At 56.5% G+C, this 17,964-nt stretch carries 18 protein-coding genes and 1 pseudogene; 12 read left to right on the forward strand and 7 right to left on the reverse strand.

Going from position 1 to position 17,964, the window contains the following annotated elements:
- A pseudogene (locus BG52_RS02535) lies at positions 1–617 on the forward strand (SDR family oxidoreductase); the annotation flags it as partial.
- Positions 618–730: 113 nt separating this feature from the next.
- On the opposite strand, the gene BG52_RS02540 reads toward BG52_RS02535, so the two are convergent.
- Positions 731–976 carry a NifU family protein gene (locus BG52_RS02540; protein WP_036582740.1) on the reverse strand — a complete coding sequence of 82 codons (246 nt, stop codon included), beginning with the start codon at positions 974–976 and terminating at the stop codon, positions 731–733.
- An 86-nt stretch (positions 977–1,062) separates the two neighbouring features.
- On the opposite strand from BG52_RS02540, the gene BG52_RS02545 reads away from it, so the two are divergent.
- Positions 1,063–1,332 (forward strand): YuzB family protein, encoded by a 270-nt coding sequence (locus BG52_RS02545; RefSeq protein WP_036582821.1) that lies wholly within the window; start codon positions 1,063–1,065, stop codon positions 1,330–1,332.
- Positions 1,333–1,342: 10 nt separating this feature from the next.
- Here the strand turns inward: BG52_RS02545 and BG52_RS02550 are convergent, their stop codons facing one another.
- Positions 1,343–2,404, reverse strand: coding sequence for an NAD(P)/FAD-dependent oxidoreductase (locus BG52_RS02550; RefSeq protein WP_036582817.1), 1,062 nt, complete (start codon positions 2,402–2,404; stop codon positions 1,343–1,345).
- Between the two features lie 161 nt (positions 2,405–2,565).
- Positions 2,566–3,669, reverse strand: a complete 1,104-nt coding sequence (gene mqnE, locus BG52_RS02555) for an aminofutalosine synthase MqnE (RefSeq protein ID WP_036582738.1) — start codon at positions 3,667–3,669, stop codon at positions 2,566–2,568.
- A 326-nt stretch (positions 3,670–3,995) separates the two neighbouring features.
- On the opposite strand from mqnE, the gene erpA reads away from it, so the two are divergent.
- The 3 genes from erpA (at position 3,996) to BG52_RS15140 (ending at position 5,602) form a co-directional block, all read left to right on the forward strand.
- Positions 3,996–4,355, forward strand: a complete 360-nt coding sequence (gene erpA, locus BG52_RS02560) for an iron-sulfur cluster insertion protein ErpA (RefSeq protein ID WP_036582735.1) — start codon at positions 3,996–3,998, stop codon at positions 4,353–4,355.
- A 160-nt stretch (positions 4,356–4,515) separates the two neighbouring features.
- The gene (locus BG52_RS02565; RefSeq protein ID WP_051587566.1) at positions 4,516–5,211 is read left to right on the forward strand and encodes a YheC/YheD family protein; all 696 of its coding nucleotides are present in this window, start codon (positions 4,516–4,518) and stop codon (positions 5,209–5,211) included.
- A 271-nt stretch (positions 5,212–5,482) separates the two neighbouring features.
- On the forward strand, positions 5,483–5,602 hold the full coding sequence (locus tag BG52_RS15140; RefSeq protein ID WP_081793519.1) for a sporulation histidine kinase inhibitor Sda: 120 nt from the start codon (positions 5,483–5,485) through the stop codon (positions 5,600–5,602).
- Between the two features lie 376 nt (positions 5,603–5,978).
- On the opposite strand, the gene BG52_RS02570 is transcribed toward BG52_RS15140, so the two are convergent.
- Positions 5,979–6,983: an NAD(P)/FAD-dependent oxidoreductase gene (locus tag BG52_RS02570; protein ID WP_036666796.1), complete on the reverse strand. Its 1,005-nt coding sequence runs from the start codon at positions 6,981–6,983 to the stop codon at positions 5,979–5,981.
- A gap of 307 nt (positions 6,984–7,290) precedes the next feature.
- Between BG52_RS02570 and BG52_RS02575 the strand changes: the two genes are divergently transcribed.
- On the forward strand, positions 7,291–8,484 hold the full coding sequence (locus tag BG52_RS02575) for an NAD(P)/FAD-dependent oxidoreductase (RefSeq protein WP_036582728.1): 1,194 nt from the start codon (positions 7,291–7,293) through the stop codon (positions 8,482–8,484).
- Positions 8,484–8,753, forward strand: coding sequence for a hypothetical protein (locus BG52_RS02580; RefSeq protein ID WP_036582724.1), 270 nt, complete (start codon positions 8,484–8,486; stop codon positions 8,751–8,753). Before BG52_RS02575 ends, BG52_RS02580 begins: the two co-directional genes overlap by 1 nt.
- Positions 8,754–8,801: 48 nt before the next feature.
- Here the strand turns inward: BG52_RS02580 and hemQ are convergent, their stop codons facing one another.
- The gene (hemQ, locus tag BG52_RS02585) at positions 8,802–9,548 is read right to left on the reverse strand and encodes a hydrogen peroxide-dependent heme synthase (RefSeq protein ID WP_036582722.1); all 747 of its coding nucleotides are present in this window, start codon (positions 9,546–9,548) and stop codon (positions 8,802–8,804) included.
- Between the two features lie 210 nt (positions 9,549–9,758).
- Between hemQ and BG52_RS02590 the strand changes: the two genes are divergently transcribed.
- The 4 genes from BG52_RS02590 (at position 9,759) to dnaI (ending at position 13,699) form a co-directional block, all read left to right on the forward strand.
- The gene (locus tag BG52_RS02590) at positions 9,759–10,052 is read left to right on the forward strand and encodes a YuiB family protein (RefSeq protein WP_036582812.1); all 294 of its coding nucleotides are present in this window, start codon (positions 9,759–9,761) and stop codon (positions 10,050–10,052) included.
- A 65-nt stretch (positions 10,053–10,117) separates the two neighbouring features.
- Positions 10,118–10,999 carry an alpha/beta fold hydrolase gene (locus BG52_RS02595; RefSeq protein ID WP_051587567.1) on the forward strand — a complete coding sequence of 294 codons (882 nt, stop codon included), beginning with the start codon at positions 10,118–10,120 and terminating at the stop codon, positions 10,997–10,999.
- Between the two features lie 168 nt (positions 11,000–11,167).
- The gene (locus BG52_RS02600; protein ID WP_036666798.1) at positions 11,168–12,673 is read left to right on the forward strand and encodes a replication initiation and membrane attachment family protein; all 1,506 of its coding nucleotides are present in this window, start codon (positions 11,168–11,170) and stop codon (positions 12,671–12,673) included.
- Positions 12,674–12,745: 72 nt separating this feature from the next.
- Positions 12,746–13,699: a primosomal protein DnaI gene (gene dnaI, locus BG52_RS02605; RefSeq protein WP_036584824.1), complete on the forward strand. Its 954-nt coding sequence runs from the start codon at positions 12,746–12,748 to the stop codon at positions 13,697–13,699.
- Between the two features lie 172 nt (positions 13,700–13,871).
- On the opposite strand, the gene BG52_RS15565 is transcribed toward dnaI, so the two are convergent.
- Entirely contained in the window at positions 13,872–14,018 is a 147-nt protein-coding gene (locus BG52_RS15565) for a YqzM family protein (RefSeq protein ID WP_144340713.1), read from the reverse strand.
- A 250-nt stretch (positions 14,019–14,268) separates the two neighbouring features.
- On the opposite strand from BG52_RS15565, the gene uvrC reads away from it, so the two are divergent.
- Positions 14,269–16,104, forward strand: a complete 1,836-nt coding sequence (gene uvrC, locus BG52_RS02610) for an excinuclease ABC subunit UvrC (RefSeq protein ID WP_190287443.1) — start codon at positions 14,269–14,271, stop codon at positions 16,102–16,104.
- Here the strand turns inward: uvrC and BG52_RS02615 are convergent.
- A complete protein-coding gene (locus BG52_RS02615) occupies positions 16,076–17,761 on the reverse strand; it encodes a CPBP family intramembrane glutamic endopeptidase (protein ID WP_036584815.1) in 1,686 nt (561 codons plus the stop codon). The genes uvrC and BG52_RS02615 overlap by 29 nt on opposite strands.
- Between the last annotated feature and the right edge of the window lie 203 nt (positions 17,762–17,964).

Genomic DNA, 17,964 nt, shown 5'->3' on the forward strand with positions numbered 1-17,964 from the left:
TCGGAGTCGGCGCGGCGGCCGTCCAAGCCGACGTAGCCGATCCCGGCCACGTCGAGAAACTGGCGGATCAGGCGGAGGCGGCGTTCGGCGGGGTCGATATATTAATCAACAATGCAGGACCCTTCATCCGGGAGCGCCGATTGTTCGCCGATTACGATAAAGCGGACATTACCGGTTTGGTCAACGGCAATTTGCTGGGCGTCATGCTGCTGGACCATCGGCTACTCCCGGGCATGAGGCGGCGTGGGTGGGGACGGATCATTCATTACGGCTTCGGCCATGCGGGCGAATCGCGGGCATGGCCGCACCGGGCGGTATACGCGGCCGCCAAAACCGCGCTCGTCTCGTTCACCAAGACACTGGCGGTGGAGGAAGCCGCCCAGGGCATTACCGTTAATATGATCTGCCCGGGCGATATCCGCGGCGCGAACAAGGAGCGTTCGATCGATGATGTGCTTGCTCTGGCGGATCAGGAATCGCCGCGTGGACGACCGGGAACCGGCGAGGATGTGGCGCGGGCGATCGCTTTCCTGTGCGATCCGAAGTCGGATTTTATCACCGGCAATTTGCTCGATGTGACTGGTGGCTTCGATCCGATCAAGAACACCATTAGCTAGCGCGAGCTCGGCTATTCAAGCAATGGGAACGAAGTGAGTCCGCAGCGCGCGTACAATACCGGAGTGCAAAAAAGAGTCTTGCCGATCCCGGCAAGACTCTTCGCAAAAGCGAATCAGAATACTTGTACGACCTCTTGCACGCCTTCGACTTCTTCCAGAAGTGCGCGTTCGATGCCGGCTTTCAGTGTAATCGTCGAGCTCGGGCAGCTGCCGCAAGCGCCCATCAGGCGCAGCTTGACGATGCCGTCCTCCACGTCCACCAATTCCACGTCGCCTCCGTCGCGCTGGAGAAACGGACGCAATTTATCGAGCACGTCCAGCACTTCGTCGTACATCGCGTCTTGTGTTGCTTCGCTCACTTGTCATCAGCTCCTTTCTTTCTTTATTATAGTACAAAGCGCACCAAATGAAAATGGTTCGCAAAAAGGCCAGGTGAAATACCATGATTAAACCGATCGTAGAATTTTGCGCGAGCAACATGCATCACGGCACGGACCGGGTCATGAAGCGGCTTGAGCGGAATCCCGACTATGAAGTGATTGAATACGGCTGTCTCGGCAACTGCGGCGAATGCTACCTGTTTCCGTTCGCGTTTGTGAACGGCGACATCGTCGCTGCGGAGACGGCCGATGAGCTCTACGAAAAAATCGAAGCCGCCGTTCGTGAGCAGGAGGCGGAACGCGCCGCGCTCGACAAGCTGCTTGATGAGCTCTAAGCATCGATCGTCAGCCGAAATGATGCTTCGATTTCCATAACACGCCGGATTTGAGCATGCGGGGCAGCCACCCGTACATTTTGGCTTTGCCCATCATGCCGAAGCCGGCTTTTTTGCCGAGCGAGCCGAGCACGCCTCTCAGCTTGATTTTGCCGAGTTGAGGCGTCTCGTTATCCCAGATGGCCTGAAGCACCTCCGCCACCTGGCTGCCTTGGGCTCCGGCCGCCTGTGCGCTTGGCGAGAAGGGAAGGCTGGCGCAGTCGCCGACCACGAACACGCCCGGATAATCCGGCAGCTGATGATATTCATTAATGACGAGGCGGCCGCCGCTGTCCTTCGGCAGATTCAGCTGCTGCACGAGCGGGATCGGCTGGATGCCGGCCGTCCAGATCGTAACGTCCGATGCGACGGGATCGGCTCGATCATAAATGACACCCTCCTCCAAACGCGAGATGGACGTGTTCCCGAGCATGACGACATCATGCTCGTGGAACCACGAGGCGACATATTTCTGCAGGCGCGGAGGGAACCCGGACATGACGCTCGGTCCGCGGTCCATGATGCGGATATTGAGATCGCTCCGGCTCTCGCGGAGTTCTGCCGCCACCTCGACGCCGCTAAGGCCGCCGCCCACAATGGTCACCTGGCCGTAAGGCTTGACATCGCCCAGCCGCTGATACGTTTTGCGCGCATTGGAGAACGTTTGTATGCTGGACGAATAAATATCGGCGCCGGGTATGCCGTGATATTTGTCGGTACAGCCAAGCGCAATCGCCAGCCAGTCGTACGAGATGGGATCTTGCTCGGCAATATGAATGAGCTTGCCGTCCAAGTCGACCTCCTTCACCTCGCCGTACGTCAATACGAGTCGGGGATCGGATGGAAACGGGTTGCGAAGTTCGATGTCGGCGACCGTGCCGGCCGCCAGCGCGTAATACTCCGTTTTCAGCCCCTGAAAGGGCATCCGATCGATGAGCATGATGATAGTATCCTCGGGAATCCGTTTGTCCAGCAACTCCTGGGCGATTGTCAATCCCCCGTAGCCGCCTCCCAAAATGACGAATCGTTTCATATCGAACCACAACCTTTACGCAGTCCCGCCAATGGGACGCTGATACTGAATTGCAATAGAAATTAACCTCGTCCCGCGCTCGGTGAACCGCAAGGCCCCGCCGGACGGTCAGCAGGCTTAGTATGCGCAAGAAGGATGCGGGCCATCAGCGCTCGTATTCGTCAGTCGTACGTTTGAACTTCATTATAGAACGTATCGCGCTCCACCGGGATGCGTCCGGCGCCTTTCACGAGCCAGATCAAGTCTTCCCGTGTGATGCCTTCCGGTGTCAGGGCGCCTGCGGCGTGGCTGATCCGTTCTCTTACGATCGTACCGTGGACGTCGGATGCGCCCATCGTCAGCGATACTTGCGTCAGCTGAACGCCGATATTGATGAAATACGCTTTGATATGCTGGAAGTTGTCCAGCATCAGGCGGCTGATGGCAATCGTCTTCAGATCCTCGTAAGCCGAGTTGCGGCGGCGGATGCCGGCCTTCGGACTGATCGGCTGCATCGATAACGGAATGAACACCATGAACCCGTTCGTCTCATCCTGAAGTTCCCGGACTTTGACCATATGCTCAACCCGCTGCTCATGCGTTTCAATCGAGCCGTACAGCATCGTGGTATGGGTGCGAAGCCCAAGCTCGTGAGCGGTGCGGTGCACCTGGAGATATTGGCTGACGTCGGCTTTCTCGACGCGCATTTTTTGGCGGTACTGGTCGGACAAAATTTCCGCGCCGCCGCCCGTTAGCGTGCTCAATCCGGCGTCGATCAGCGCCTGCAGCACTTCCTTGTAGCCTAGCCCGCTGATGCGGGAGAAGAAATCGATTTCGGCCGCTGTGTAGGCTTTCAGTGTGACGTCCGGGTAACGTTCGCGCAGCGCCTTGATGGAATCGACATAATATTGAAACGGCACGTTTGGATTGTGTCCGCCGACGATATGAAATTCGCGCACGCCCGGGTGAAAATGCTGATCCACATAAGCGATCATCTGCTCGCCTGTCAACGTATAAGCGCCTTCCTCGCCTTCATCCCTGCGGAAGTTGCAGAAGGCGCAGTGCGCTTCGCATACATTCGTGAAGTAGAGGCTCATGTTCTCGATGAAGTAGACCTTTTTCCCGTTCTTGCGGAGATTTACTTCGTTGGCCATTTGCCCGATCGACAGAAGGTCGTCCGACTTGTACAGGAATACGCCGTCCTCGAGTGTGAGCCGTTGGCCTTCCCGGACTTTTTGCCGGATGTCCTGCATCCGTTTTTCTGCGGTTGGTATGACGACGTGCATTGCCGCTCCTCCTTGCATAAGTTCAGATATTGTCAGATTCCGTCGGGTGAAGGGAGGGCGCGCGGGTAAACGGTGTCTTCGACCTTCCGGCATCTGTTTGTTTGTGAAAAAAGTAACATATTTGAATCAATAAAAGACTGTACTCATTATAAACCTCCGCGTACGGCACGGCAACTAATTTCCCCCGGTCACGGGACGAATCGGCTGCGGGCGATTTTGCTTGAAGCCTGTCGAACGGACGCGGGCGATCGCTCTTGAGCCGGTGTGAATTGTGGGGTATACTATAAATAAGTGAGTTCAATCACGCATTGACGGGAGGGATGACCATGATCGCAATCAGCGAATCGGCATCGGAGAAGATTAGAGAAATGATGGCTTCGGAGGAGACGCCCGACCTGTTCCTGCGCATTGGCGTTAAAGAAGGCGGATGCAGTGGATTTTCCTATGGAATGGGCTTCGACGATGAGCGGCATGATAACGATAAAGAAATAACGGTCCAAGGTCTCAAGGTCGTTGTCGACGAGGACAGCCTGCGCTATCTGAACGGTCTTGAAATCGACTTCAAGGAATCGACGATGGGCGGCGGGTTCACCATCCTTAACCCAAACGCAACGGCTACCTGCGGCTGCGGCTCGTCGTTCCGTACGGCAACCGATGCGGGCAAGCCTGCGCCGGAGCAGTGCTGATAACGGCTGCTGGCGAAGTATTCAGCGTGTCAATCCTAAACCGTCTCCTATTGTGGGGGGCGGCTTTTTTCGTTTAAAAGGGGCGTAAAATTAAGGATAATCATCCAGGAGAAGAAGGTGCATGGTGCATATACATAATGGATCCGTGGTTTGCAAATGAATGAAGAAAGGGGCGTGTCTTGGCATCGTGACAGGACAAGGCAGGCAACTGGCGAGCAAATGGGCGAAAACCGCAGCGCTGTTGACCCATCCCCATATCGCTCCCCATATCCCTCCGACCCGATTGTTCTCGGGCGCGAATCTGCGCAGCATGCTGTCTGCTTGCGAGACGGTTGTGATCAAGCCGGTGATCGGCGCAGGCGGGCGTGGCGTTATGAAAGTGGGCAGCGAGGCAGGAGCCTACACGTACACCTATTATTCAACCAAGCGGAGTTTTCACTCGTTCGAAGGACTGCTGCAAGCGTTGCGAAGCCTGCTAAAAGGCAGACGTTACCTCATCCAGCGCGGAATCCGGCTTGCCGGCATCCACGGCCGTCCAATCGATTATCGCGTCAAGCATGTGAAGGTTGGAGACACTTGGGTCATTCGCGCGATGGTCGGCCGCTTGGCGCGACCCGGCTTGTTTGTGACGAATTTATGCCGGGGAGGCACATTGCTGAGCGCGGCGGAAGGAATTGGCCGTTCGTTGTCGCGCAGTCTGGTGTCGCGTAAAAAAGCGGAAATGCGCGCGCTGACGAGGATTGCTACCGCCGTATTGGAAAGCCGGTATCCGGGTATCGGACAGCTTGGCTTCGATTACGGCATCGACCAGACAGGCAAGATTTGGATTTTTGAGGTCAACACCCGTCCACAATAGGCGAGATCGTCGCTATATAAAAGAGTAATAGCTTATTAAATATTCATTAAATTTTTTTATGACAGGTCGACAAGGAGAGCCTGTGCATAACCCTATCCCCAACATCCCCAATGCCACAACGCATATTTCGACGATTGCCCACATGTTATGCACAGGGTGTGCACAGGCGATTGTGGATAATCGGAACGCTTGTTCCGCTTCATGGGACATGCTAAGATGATGGGAAAGAAAAAGGAAAGGGTGTGCAACTGTGGAGATTCTGTCGGACGACATGCTGTTGGAATCGTATTATACCGCGGTACAGCTTAAATTGGATCCCGCCTTTATCCGGCTATTGGCGACCGAAATGCAGCGCCGCAACCTGAAACCAGATCTGAGGCTAGGGGCTTGATCCAAGTCGGCAACGGCGACGACGTCCGACTTTAACGAAAGGTCGCTTCCGTTGCAATCGACAGCTCGCACCAATAATCGCAACTGGCACAGTATGCGATATGCGTACAGACTGCCTCAGAGGACGAGAGGCCAGACTCAAGCGGTACCGCATCGGGCGTATACGGCGCATAGGGTCCGGACCAATCCGAAGTACGGCCTTCGTCTTCCAGCTCATGACCGCATAACGGACATCGCTCGTTTAACTGTTGCAAACCATTGCATAACGGACATAACATAAAGGGTATCCTCCTCCGGCGCAGTCGCCATTCGGCGCACCGCTTCATGACCGCCACGGATAGGATACCCTTCGCTTGTTGTTCTATAACTTGTTACGCTTACAGCTTCATGGTGCTGCTGCTGTGACCCGGAGAAAGCTTGGCGCTCGGATCGATGTACACCTTGGCATTGTTGATTGCCGTCGGAGCTTCGCCGAAGCCGACGGCAATCAGCTTGAGCTTGCCGGGATAAGTCGTAATGTCGCCTGCGGCAAAAATGCCCGATATGCTCGTTTCCATCCGCGAGTCGACGACGATCGAGCCGTTCTCGATGTCCAGGCCCCATTCCGCGATCGGACCGAGTGAGGAAACGAAGCCGAAGTTGACGATGACGTCATCGATGTCAAGCTCCGTTTGCTCCTTTGTTTTGACGTGTTCGATCGTGACCTTGTCGATTTGCCCGTTTCCGCTGAGCTTTATGATCTCGCTGGGCGTAACGACATTCACCTTCGAGTTCATCAGATTTTCCACGCTATGCTCATGAGCCCGGAATTTATCGCGCCGATGAATGAGCGTGACGTTTTCCGCGATCGGCTCGAGCATCAGCGCCCAGTCCACCGCCGAGTCGCCGCCGCCGCTAATCAGCACCTTGCGGCCCTTGAAGCGCTGAAGGTCGCTGACGAAATAATGCAGGTTTGTTTTCTCATAACCTGCGGCTTCCGGCAGTTCCAGCCTGCGGGGCTCGAACGCGCCGACTCCGGCGGTGACGATGACGGCCTTCGCCGTATGTATCCTTTTATCCGTATGAATCTCGAACAGGCGCTCATCCTTCTTGACGACCTGGGCAACCTTTTCTTCGAGACACACCGTCGGCTGAAAATGGTCCATTTGCTGCTTCAGCTGATTCACCAGCTCCTGGGCCGTTACTTTCGGAAACCCTGCAACGTCGTAGATGTATTTCTCAGGGTACAGTGCGGCTAATTGTCCTCCGAGCTGGGGCATGCTTTCAATAATGGTGACCGACGCCTGCCGCATTCCTCCATAGAAAGCCGCGAACATGCCGGCGGGCCCTCCGCCGATAATCACAATATCTCGAATCGGTAGATCTTGCTGTGGACTGCTCAATTCGACACCTCCAAAATAAGCTGCAAATCACTTTTACTATTATACCCAACCTGTGAATATGCGGGAAATCATTTTTTTGTATAGATTTCTAAACAATTTCGTATATTTTTCACTTGAACTTTTCATGAAAAGCTTATATCATTTTCAATGTATATTTCGGACATTCCGTTTCAGACTTTATCCTCGCCTCAAATAGAGCGATTCATAAAGGTATGGCGGACGGCGCAAGTTAACGGTGACACTTATTTTTAGCTTAGTTTGTGTTATTTTTCACAAACAAACAGACAAGGAATGGAAGGGATCCCACATGAGCAACATACCAAAAATCGTCATTCTCGGCGCGGGGTACGGAGGCATTTTGACTGCGCTGCGTTTGCAAAAACAGCTGAATTACAACGAAGCGGACGTAACGCTCGTGAACAAGCACGATTACCACTACATTACGACCCATCTGCACATGCCGGCTGCGGGAACGGACAATCCGGAGAACGCTCGCGTCAGCATCTCGAAGCTGATCGACGAATTCAAGATCGACTTTGTGAAATCGACCGTCGTGCAAATCCGCACCCAGGATAAGAAGGTTATTCTGGAGGACGGCACGCTTTCTTATGATTACCTCGTTATCGGTATCGGCGGCGAGCCTGAAACGTTCGGCATTCCGGGACTGGGCGAGCACGCCATGAATATCCGGAGCATCAACTCCGTCCGCTTGATCCGCGAGCATATCAGCTACCAGTTCGCCAAGTTCAAGCGCGAGCCGCACCGTACCGACTATTTAACGTTCGTGATTGGCGGCGCGGGCTTTACGGGCATCGAATTTATCGGCGAGCTGGCCGACCGCATTCCAGAGCTATGCCGCGAATACGACGTCGATCCGCAGCTGGTCAAAATCTATAATATAGAAGCGGCGCCGACCGCGCTGCCGGGCTTCGATCCGGAGCTCGTGGAGTACGCAATGGACGTGCTCAAGAAGAAGGGCGTTACGTTTAAGATCGGTACGGCCATCAAAGAGTGCACGCCGGACGGCGTGATCGTCGGCGAAGGCGAAGAAATCAAGTCGAAGACCGTGATCTGGACCGGCGGGATTCGCGGCAACCGTCTGATTGAGGAAGCCGGATTCGAAACGATGCGCGGACGCGTCAAGGTAGACGAATTCCTGCGCGCGCCAGGCCACGAGAACATTTACATCATCGGCGACAACTCGCTGATGTTCAACCCGGAAGGCCGACCTTACCCGCCGACCGCGCAAATCGCCATGCAGCAAGGCGTAGTTTGCGCCCATAACTTGGTCGCTTCGATCCGCAACCAGCCGCCGAAAGCGTTCGAGTTCAGCAACAAAGGCGTTGTGGCATCCCTGGGTAAAGGCGAAGCCGTCGGCATCGCGTTCGGCAAGAAATATAAGGGCCGCGTTGCCGCATGGCTGAAAAAGCTGGTCGATCTACGCTATCTGTTCATCATCGGCGGCATTCCGCTTGTGCTGCGCAAAGGTAAATTTTTCTAATGCGCCACTGCAGCGTACAGGTTCGCGGTCTGCTGACCCGGGATGAGCTTGACCGATACAACGCGCTGATGGAAGTTGGGTCCTACCTCGAATCGCAGAGCCGATACGATCTGGTTTATACGGTGCAGAAAGAAGTCGATACGCTCATCCAGCCGGCCATCGAGAGGCTGAAGGACAAAGGACGCGAACGCGACCGTGCGACTGCGGAGTATCTCGCGTCCAAAAGCCCCGGCGATGGAACGGAAGACGAGGATGAAGACGATCTATAAGCAAAAAGGCTGTTGTCCAATGTTGGACAACAGCTTTTTGTGTCGGGGCTACAGCGACAGCATTGCGGCAAATTTCTCGGAGGACAGCAGATTGCCGATGTAGAAATCGCCGAAATCACCGAACCGGGCGCTGACCTCGTCGAAGCGCATTTCATAGACCAGTTTCTTGAACTGGATCGGATCGTCCGCGAACAGCGTCACGCCCCATTCCCAGTCGTCGAAGCCGACGGAGCCGGTGATGATTTGCTTGACCTTGCCGGCATATTGCCGGCCGATCATGCCGTGGCTGCGCATCATCGCCCGCCGCTCATCCATGCCGAGCATGTACCAGTTGTCATTGCCGGAGCGGCGCTTGTTCATCGGATAGAAGCAGATATGATTCGCTTTCGGCAGAATCGGCTTCAACCGTGCGACGACCTCGGGATTGTCCATCGGATCCGCGCCGGGCTGCGCCATATAATTGCTGAGCTCCACGACGCTTACATAAGAATGGGCTGGAACGGTGAATTCGGCGAACAACGTTTTGTTGAACGCCGTCTCGATCGCATTCAGCTCCTCAAGCGTTTCTCGCAAATGCATGAAGACGAAATCCGCCTTCTGGCCAACGATGCTGTACACGGCCGTGCTGCCTGCTTTGGACGATTCCACATCCGACCATTCCGTAAGAAACGACTGGAGCTCGTCCGCGGCCTGACGGCGCTCGGATTCCTCGGCGTGTCTCCACGCGGACCAGTCAATCGTGCGGAAATCGTGCAGGGCGAACCAGCCTTCCAGCGTTTGAGCCACTTCACTCATTGGCTTGCCACTCCTTCTGTGATACGAAATACAAACTGCTTTCATTGTAACTTAACGGCAAAAAGGGGGCAAATGTCCGACTTGTGACAATTGCCGTTATGATGCCGTTATGATGCCGTTATGAATTGACTTGAAGGCGGTCATCTACTAAACTACAATATGAATTGATGCGCGGAAGAAGGAAGGGGCAAGGCAGTCATGGAAGTAATGATGGCGATCCTGCAGGTTTTTGTGTCGATGCTGCTGTTTTTCGTCATGATGTTCGGCATCGGCTTCATTCTGAATATGCTGATCAAAACGACCTGGTTTCCGGTCTACCTGTTTATCATAGTAGTGCTGCCGCTCGGTATGTACTATACATGGGATAAAGATCTGGGCTTCGCCGACAATTTGTCGGCTTACGGCGCCGTGGATGTGGTGGTGGCGGCAGGCGCGCTTTTCGGAGCCTATATGAGCGGATGGACCATCCGGAAGCTGAGGATCGGCGGTTACAAAATGTTCTAATGATTCGGATCATGCGGCATGCGCATACTAAAGGCGGTAAAATACGACTGCCGAGGTGTTGCGAGATGCCGCATGTTCACGTTAACGGGACCGATATCCATTACCACATTGAAGGACACGGGCCGGCGATCGTCATGATTCACCCGCCGTTCCTCGGAAGCAGAGTATTCAATTATTTGCGAACCGACCTCGCCCAGGACCATCGGGTCGTGTCGATCGACGTACGCGGACACGGGCACAGCGAGGCGGGCGACGCCGCGCTCACCGTACCGCTCATCGTTGAGGACATCAAGCAGGTGATGAACCGGCTTGATGTAGAGGAAGGGTATGTTTTGGGTTATTCCGCAGGTTGCATGCCGGCGATGGAGGCGATGATCACGCATCCGGAACGGTTCACCGGAGGAATCATCATCTCCGGAGCGGGCGAATTCCGCGACCGAAGAAACCGCGGTTTGATGCGGGCCGCCTCGATTAGCAGCCGGCTGCGCGCCAAGGAAGCGGTCATTCTCCCGGTGGCGCTGGGGAATGCGGACAGCCGGACGACGTTTCATGTCCTGCATCGGGAGGCGATGGCGGGCAATGCCACACGCTTCCGGGAATACTCGGAGGCGTGCATCGGCTATTCCTGTATGGATCGTCTCCGCGCCATCGCCGCGCCCGTGCTGCTGCTCTGCGGGGCAAGCGACCCGACATACGTGCAATATGCCCGCGAGCTGCATGAGCATCTTGCGGTCAGCGAGCTTTATCTGGTCAGAGGGGCCTGGCATCAACTGCCGACCAAGGCTCCGGATCGGACGGCGTCCGCGATCCGGACCTGGATCGCCAAGCTGGAGGTTCGCGACAACGCAGATTCGTTCATGGAACGCGACGCGCTGGATCACGAGCTGTTGGAGATGGGGGTGCTGAGCGAGCGGCAGGCCGCGTTCGGCAACCCGCAGGATCTGTAGGCGAATCGACAGCAAACGGCACGATCCCCGTTCGGGGGTCGTGCCGTTTGCTGCGGTACGGGAATGTTCAGGTTCAGGCGTCGATGGAGGTTTTCTAGCGTTTTCTAACACAGCGCCGCGTCGTTTTATGTTAGAATGATAGAAAGTATGCAGGATGGGGTTAGAACGATGCGAATCGAGCACGTGCACGAGTTTACCGAACATCATCGCTATTACATATTTCGCGATTTTTCGCTAAGCGCTCTGGATTTGAAGGCCATTAGCCTCGTTTATCAGCCGATGGTGGGCGCGGTCGCCGCTTCTTTCTACCAATTGCTCTATCAACACGTGCCTGAGGGTCGGGTGGGCTATTCGCCGCTCGATCCTCAGCGCCGTCTTTTCCTTAGCCTCGGCATCGAGATGAACGACGCGGGCCGCCAAAGGCTCGCCCAGCAAGCGTCGATTCTGGAGGCCGTCGGACTGCTTCAGACGTCGCGCATTGCGGTGCCGGGCGGTGAGGATGTCATATACGAATACGAGCTGCAGCCGCCGCTGTCGCCGGCCGATTTTTTCCGCACGGGCCATCTCACGTTGTTTCTGCGAGACAAGATCGGCAAATATGCGGTTCTGGCGCTGCGGGAGCAGTTTTACGCTGCGGAGCCGGACGAGCTGGCCGAGGCGCAGCCGGGTAAGGAAAATATTTCGGTTCCGTTCTACGAGCTGTTCAGGCTGAACGCCCGAACGACCGATGAGGAGCTGGAGCAGGCGCTCTCCGAAGTCGCGCCGGCCCGGCAGGCCCCGCCAGCCGCTAAGAGCGAGGTGACGCAGGCGGCCGGCATTTCTTACGGAGAGCTGATCCTGCGGTTTCCGCGCAATTCGGCGAACCGGACCTATGTGGAGCGGCTGCGCGGCGATGAAGAGGGAATGGCCAGCGTCAATTACGTCGCTTATAAATACGGCTTGTCGGCGGCCGATATGTGCAGGCTGCTTGATGAGGACGGCGTCTTTCATGCGGACGGCGGTCTGCTGCTCGACAAGCTGCAGGGCAAAGCGTCCAGCATGTACCGGCAGGACCGGAAGCGGGACGAGGACCGGAAACGCGCCATGGCCCGCGCGGCAGCGCCGGCTTCCTCGGACGCGGAGCCGGTCGAGGAGGTTGCCGTCGGTACGGAGTTTCAGCTTGACGTGCCGGCCCAGCTTGCCGGCCGCTGCGATGCGCCGCAATATAACATGCTGATGCGGAATGAGCCGCATACCCGCTTTCTGCAGCGGTTTTTTCCCGGAAACGTACCGGAGTGGCTCGACCGGCAATTCGAGCGTATCGATCTCAGCTACCGGCTGCCGGGCGCGGTGATCAATGTGCTGATCCACTACGTGCTGGGCACGAATGAGACGCAGCGGGTTACGAAGACATTCATTGAAGCCGTTGTTTCCAACATGCTCGTCAAAGGCGTCGATACGTTCGAGAAGGCGGTCGGCTACGTGCGTGAGCAGACGCGCGTCGAGCAGAGAAAGAGGGAGACGGAGGCCGGCGGCGCGCGTTCTTACGCGGGAGGCGGCAAAAGCGGCCAAAGCCGCGGCGTCTCGCGAAAGCCCGCCATCCCGATCGTGGAGAAAAGGACGACCGACCGGCAGCTGTCGGCCGAAGAAATGGAAGAAATCCGGCGGCTCGCCAAGGAGCTGGACGGTCAATAAGAGTTGACCCGGTTGCAGCTTCCATACTGTGACTTCGGGAAGTGAACAATGCCGATCATGGAGGTGATCACAATGGAATCATTGGGCGAGGTGCTGAAATCGTGGCCGCCGGGCGGCGGCATGAATGCGCAGGCGGACAAGCTCATGTCGGAGCTGCTGGCCGACCCGCTCGTCCGGCAATTCCGGGCGAAGCATCCGGAGCTGGACAACCGGGATATCAAGATAAACCTGAATCGGGTTTATCAGTACGTGAAGGAGCAAAGCCATTGCGCGGCATGTCCAGGTATCGAGCGCTGCCCGAATGACTTTGAGGGGCATTATACCGTGCTCGAATGCGAGACGTTGAACGGCAGCGTACAGCTGTACGACCGGAAAGCGCCCTGCGCCAAGTTGACGGCGCGGCAGACGGAGCAGTCGATCCGCACACGGGTTCGCAGCTTCTACGTGGACGAATCGTCGCTGCACCGCGGTTTCTCTGCAGACGATATCATGAATACCGATCCCGAGCGCATGCTCGCCGTCGGCCGGCTGTTCAGCTACATCAAGACGACGAAGGAGCGCGGCCTCCAGCAGAAGGGCCTGTATTTGGTCGGGCATTTCGGCACAGGCAAAACGTTCCTGATGTGCTACATGCTGCACGAGCTTGCTAAGGCGGGATTGTCGGGCGTGATCGTCTACATGCCCGAATTCGTCGAGGATTTGAAGGCGATGCTGGACCAGCCTTCGAGGATCCGGGAGACGGTCGAGCTGATGAAGGAGACCGATCTGCTGGTGTTTGACGATATCGGCGCGGAGAACCTGAACCCTTGGGTGCGCGACCACGTCATGGGCACGATTCTGAATTATCGGATGAACCGGAAGCCGACGTTCTATACGTCCAATCACGATCTGGAGGCGTTGGAGCGGCATTTCAGCTTCACGAACAAGGACGGCGACGAGGCGCACAAGGGCCAGCGTGTTATGGACCGTATCCGGCCGTTCGTGGAGAAGGTCTGGGTGAACGGGAACAACAAGCGGGGCAGGTAAGTTCCGGACTCATCAATCCGTTGAACGAAAGGTTGGATTTCAAAACGGAAACGAGCGGCCGCGCGCTGCAAATCAAATGAAGAAGCGGCAGCGGCAATCCCGGTGCGAAAATAGCCCCGAAGGCTGCTGTTGGCAGACTCGGGGCTTCGATTGCATCCGGACGATGCGTCTCTTACGAAATAGCGTATTTGATGATGACGGCTACGGTAAACACGACGAGCATGAAACCGAAAAAGACGCCGAAGCCCAATGCCGTATCGATGAAATCGTTGCTGGGCTCTTCGTTCACGTGATTGCGCGGGTCTTGTACGTTGTCCATGGGTAAGGTCCTCCTTGAAAAGACGGCCCATTCCACCGCCGCATCCGGCGCCTGAAGGCGTCTTGAATCATCGCTTATGTAATACACGCTCTCTCCAGCATTATACCGAACTGCGGGATCAATTGTAAAGCGGACGGTTTGTGACAATATTAAGGATTTTGCGCCGCTCCGCCGCCGGACGCAAGCCGCTTCACCGCTCTCAAAGGCGCGTGGCTATGCTACAATAGACAGGATGGGAGGGAAGCGGGGAATGGAAACAAGTGACAATATCCGCAACAAGCTTGCGCTGCTTCCGGACCAGCCCGGGTGTTACCTGATGAAAAACGGGGAAGGCGCCATCATTTACGTAGGCAAGGCGAAGGTGCTTAAAAACCGCGTCCGCTCCTATTTCTCGGGCAGCCATAACGCAAAGACACAGCGGCTGGTGTCGGAAATCCGCGATTTCGAATATATCGTCACCTCCAGCAATATGGAGGCGCTTATTCTCGAATGCAATCTGATCAAACAATATCATCCGCGATACAACGTTCTGCTCAAGGACGACAAGTCGTTCCCCTATATCAAAATCACCAGCGACGCGCACCCGAAGCTGGAGGTGACGCGCCGCGTCGTGAAGGACAAGGGCAAATATTTCGGTCCCTATCCGAATGCGTACGCCGCGCAGGAAACCAAAAAGCTGCTGGACCGGCTGTACCCGCTGCGCAAATGCAAGAAGCTTCCTGACAAGGTGTGTCTGTACTATCATCTCGGGCAATGCGTGGCGCCTTGCGAATTCACGGTAGACAAGGCGGTGTATGAGGATATGGTGCAGCAGATCACCCGGTTTCTGAACGGCGGGCAGGACGAGGTGAAGGCACAGCTCCAGAGCAAGATGGAGTCGGCGGCCGAGGCGCTCGAATTCGAGCGCGCGAAGGAATACCGCGACCAGATTTTGAACATTGAAGCGGTCATGGAAAAGCAGAAAATTACGCTCACCGATTCGTTGGACCGCGACATTTTCGGCTTTGCCGTCGATAAAGGGTGGATGTGCGTACAGATTCTGTACATGCGGCAGGGAAAGCTGATCGAGCGCCATGCGACGACCTTTCCTTACTACGGTGAGCCGTACGATGATTTCATGACGTTCGTGACGCAGTATTACAGCGACAATCCGGCGCTCCCGAAGGAGATTTTCCTTCCGGCGGCGCAGGACGGATCGGTGCAGGAGGCGCCGCAGGCCGAAGCGAGCGGCGAGGTCGAGGATGCGCGCGCGGCATTGCAGAAATGGCTCAAGGTCAAGGTGCTGGCGCCGCAGCGCGGCAAAAAGAAGGACGTCGTCCTGATGGCGATGAACAACGCAAAGGTGACGCTCGACGAGAAGTTCAAGCTGATCGAGCGTGACGAGGAGCGCAGCGTGAAGGCGTCTGACGGCCTAGCCGGCTATCTCGGCCTCGCGTCGGTCCGCCGGATCGAGGCGTTCGACAACTCGAACATCCAGGGCGCCGATCCGGTGTCGGCGATGGTGGTGTTCACGGACGGCAAGCCGGATAAGAAGGAATACCGGAAATACAAGGTCAAGACCGTCCAGGGTCCCGACGATTACGAGACGATGCGGGAGGTGATCCGCCGTCGGTATGAGCGCGTGCTGAAGGAAGGGCTTCAGCCGCCGGACTTGATCATAGTCGACGGCGGCCGCGGGCAGATCAGCGCCGCCATCGACGTGCTGCAGAACGAGCTGGGCTTGTTCATCCCGGTATGCGGACTGGTGAAGGATGCGAAGCACAGAACGGCGCAGCTCATGACCGGCGATCCGCCAAAGATTGTGCCGCTGCCGCGGGACAGCCAGGAGTTCTACATGCTGCAGCGGATCCAGGATGAGGTTCACCGGTTCGCGATCACGTTCCACCGCGATATCCGGGCGAAGTCGATGGTCGCCTCGAGGCTGGACGCGATACCCGGGATCGGGGAGAAACGCCGCAAGCTGCTGCTTAAGCACTTCGGATCGTTGAAAAAAATGAAAGAGGCCTCCGTCGACGACTTCAGGCCTCTATCGATCGGCGACAAGCTCGCCGCGCAAATCATCGAATCGCTTCGACAGGAGCCGTGACCGCATCGCCAAGCGGGGCACGGCCCTTTGTGTTCCGCGGCTTGAATTTGCGGTCGTACCAGCGAATGATCCAGGCTATGGCGATCGGCAGCAGCATATAGATGATGCCGGCCGTTGCATTGACCGGTGTGCCCATAAAGATAAGCGGCATCGAGAACAGGATGCTGTTGATAACGGCGTGGGCGAAGACGGCAGTCGCATAACCGAACGTGACGAACAGGTAACAGAACAGGAGACCGAGTATCGTCAGCTCGATCAGCCGGGTGCTCCACGGATAGATCGGATATGCCACATGGCCGAGCGCCCAGACAATCGTGGGGATGATCGCGGCGGCTGCCGTGCTGCGGAACCATTTCTTGAACACGGCGATGCCGAACATCCGGTACACAGCCTCTTCCGAGATGGCGGCGGCCCAGGCCAGCAGCGGAATCAGCCACGGGATTTGGAAATTGAGCGGCGATTGTGTGACGTCGCTTGTCGACCAAACGCCGATGCCTTTCTCCAGCGCGATAAAAATGAGTGTCTGCAGTCCGAGAAAGATGAAGGCGGCCCAGTAGCCGAGCTTCATGGCCTTCCATACATGGTCGCCGAATCCAGGCTCGCCGCGGCGCAGCCACAGGTTGCGGCCCATCTTGCGCCACAGCCCGTCGCCCCCAACGAGCGAGAAATAGACGGACACCGCGATGCCGACGGTGAACAGGATCTGTACGGCGATGCCGATGTTGGTCAACGTTTCGGCATCGGCGGCTTCGCCGATGCTCGCTCGGATGCCATCGTACATGTTCAGATTGTTTACGGTGTAAAATAGCAGGAATAAGCCGGTGAGCACCAAGCCTCGCAGGAAGGACGTGTGCCGCCGCGTCAGGGCAGCGTACACAATGGCCAGAACAAACAGGACGAACGAACCGCCGAGCGCCCCGGCGTAGGTCAGGATTGCCGCAATCCGGTCCTGGCGCTCCACATATGCGATGTAAGCGCTCGGGACGCGGAAAGTCGGTTTATAATCGACGATCGTCACTGTATCATCAGGCGCTTGCGCGGCCCGGATCGTAAGCTCCAGCTGCGCCTTGCCGATTGCGGCGCCCGCCACTTCCAGCACTACCGCGCCGCCGTCGGCGGCGTTATCCCGCACCGTCAGCTCCTGCCCGCGGAATCCGCGTTCCATGGCAAACGCTTTGGCGGCGAGTGCCGCCGCGTCGTAAGACAGCGGCGTTGCGCCTTCGGGCATGTCTCCTCGCAACTCGTTCCAGGCGACGACTTCGCCTGTTTCCATGTGCGTATACACGAAGTGAACCCTTGTCGCATGGCTATCCGGACCGGTGCTGCGAACCTCTACCTGATAGGTATCGACCGGATAATCGCCGCCATACTGCTTATCGTAGGCGTCGGTCAGCTTTTCCTTCGCCAAATAACCGTTCAGCAGCTTCGACGACTGGTGAACGGCGGCCGCCGAGCTTACCGTGCCGCCGAATTGCGATTGCACGAACGAGGACGCTTTCTGCTCCGCCGCGATTTCGCCGATCACATTCGGGGACTCCGAGCTGAAGAACGAGCTCGCCGTTCCAGGGATCACTTGAAATAATAGAAAGATGGCGAGGCATACGGCTCCAAGGCCGTAAATGACATTCCAGCGGGGTTCGATATTCGCTTGTTGCATGACTGCACCTCTTCCCACGATTTCTCCGATTGGACGCTATCTGTACCTTACCATATTTTTCGCGATCGACACCATCGCAAGGACAGGCTGAAGCGACCAAGCGGAAGGGATGAACCGATAATCGAAGCAAAATGGGCTTTACGCCCGGAAACAAGCGAATTATGATCCAGTTTGCCTGTCTTTCAGGGATTTATCCTTTTGTA

This window comes from Paenibacillus darwinianus (assembly GCF_000598065.1).
Taxonomy (GTDB): Bacteria; Bacillota; Bacilli; order Paenibacillales; family Paenibacillaceae; genus Paenibacillus_I; species Paenibacillus_I darwinianus.

Excerpts from the sequence above, each read along its gene's own strand:
- BG52_RS02550 (WP_036582817.1), bottom strand. The coding sequence starts at position 2,404 with ATGAAACGATTCGTCATTTTGGGAGGCGGCTACGGGGGATTGACAATC.
- mqnE (WP_036582738.1), bottom strand. The coding sequence starts at position 3,669 with ATGCACGTCGTCATACCAACCGCAGAAAAACGGATGCAGGACATCCGG.
- erpA (WP_036582735.1), top strand. The coding sequence starts at position 3,996 with ATGATCGCAATCAGCGAATCGGCATCGGAGAAGATTAGAGAAATGATG.
- BG52_RS02565 (WP_051587566.1), top strand. The coding sequence starts at position 4,516 with ATGAAGAAAGGGGCGTGTCTTGGCATCGTGACAGGACAAGGCAGGCAA.
- BG52_RS15140 (WP_081793519.1), top strand. The coding sequence starts at position 5,483 with ATGCTGTTGGAATCGTATTATACCGCGGTACAGCTTAAATTGGATCCC.
- BG52_RS02575 (WP_036582728.1), top strand. The coding sequence starts at position 7,291 with ATGAGCAACATACCAAAAATCGTCATTCTCGGCGCGGGGTACGGAGGC.
- BG52_RS02580 (WP_036582724.1), top strand. The coding sequence starts at position 8,484 with ATGCGCCACTGCAGCGTACAGGTTCGCGGTCTGCTGACCCGGGATGAG.
- hemQ (WP_036582722.1), bottom strand. The coding sequence starts at position 9,548 with ATGAGTGAAGTGGCTCAAACGCTGGAAGGCTGGTTCGCCCTGCACGAT.
- BG52_RS02590 (WP_036582812.1), top strand. The coding sequence starts at position 9,759 with ATGGCGATCCTGCAGGTTTTTGTGTCGATGCTGCTGTTTTTCGTCATG.
- BG52_RS02595 (WP_051587567.1), top strand. The coding sequence starts at position 10,118 with ATGCCGCATGTTCACGTTAACGGGACCGATATCCATTACCACATTGAA.
- BG52_RS02600 (WP_036666798.1), top strand. The coding sequence starts at position 11,168 with ATGCGAATCGAGCACGTGCACGAGTTTACCGAACATCATCGCTATTAC.
- dnaI (WP_036584824.1), top strand. The coding sequence starts at position 12,746 with ATGGAATCATTGGGCGAGGTGCTGAAATCGTGGCCGCCGGGCGGCGGC.
- BG52_RS15565 (WP_144340713.1), bottom strand. The coding sequence starts at position 14,018 with ATGGACAACGTACAAGACCCGCGCAATCACGTGAACGAAGAGCCCAGC.
- uvrC (WP_190287443.1), top strand. The coding sequence starts at position 14,269 with ATGGAAACAAGTGACAATATCCGCAACAAGCTTGCGCTGCTTCCGGAC.
- BG52_RS02615 (WP_036584815.1), bottom strand. The coding sequence starts at position 17,761 with ATGCAACAAGCGAATATCGAACCCCGCTGGAATGTCATTTACGGCCTT.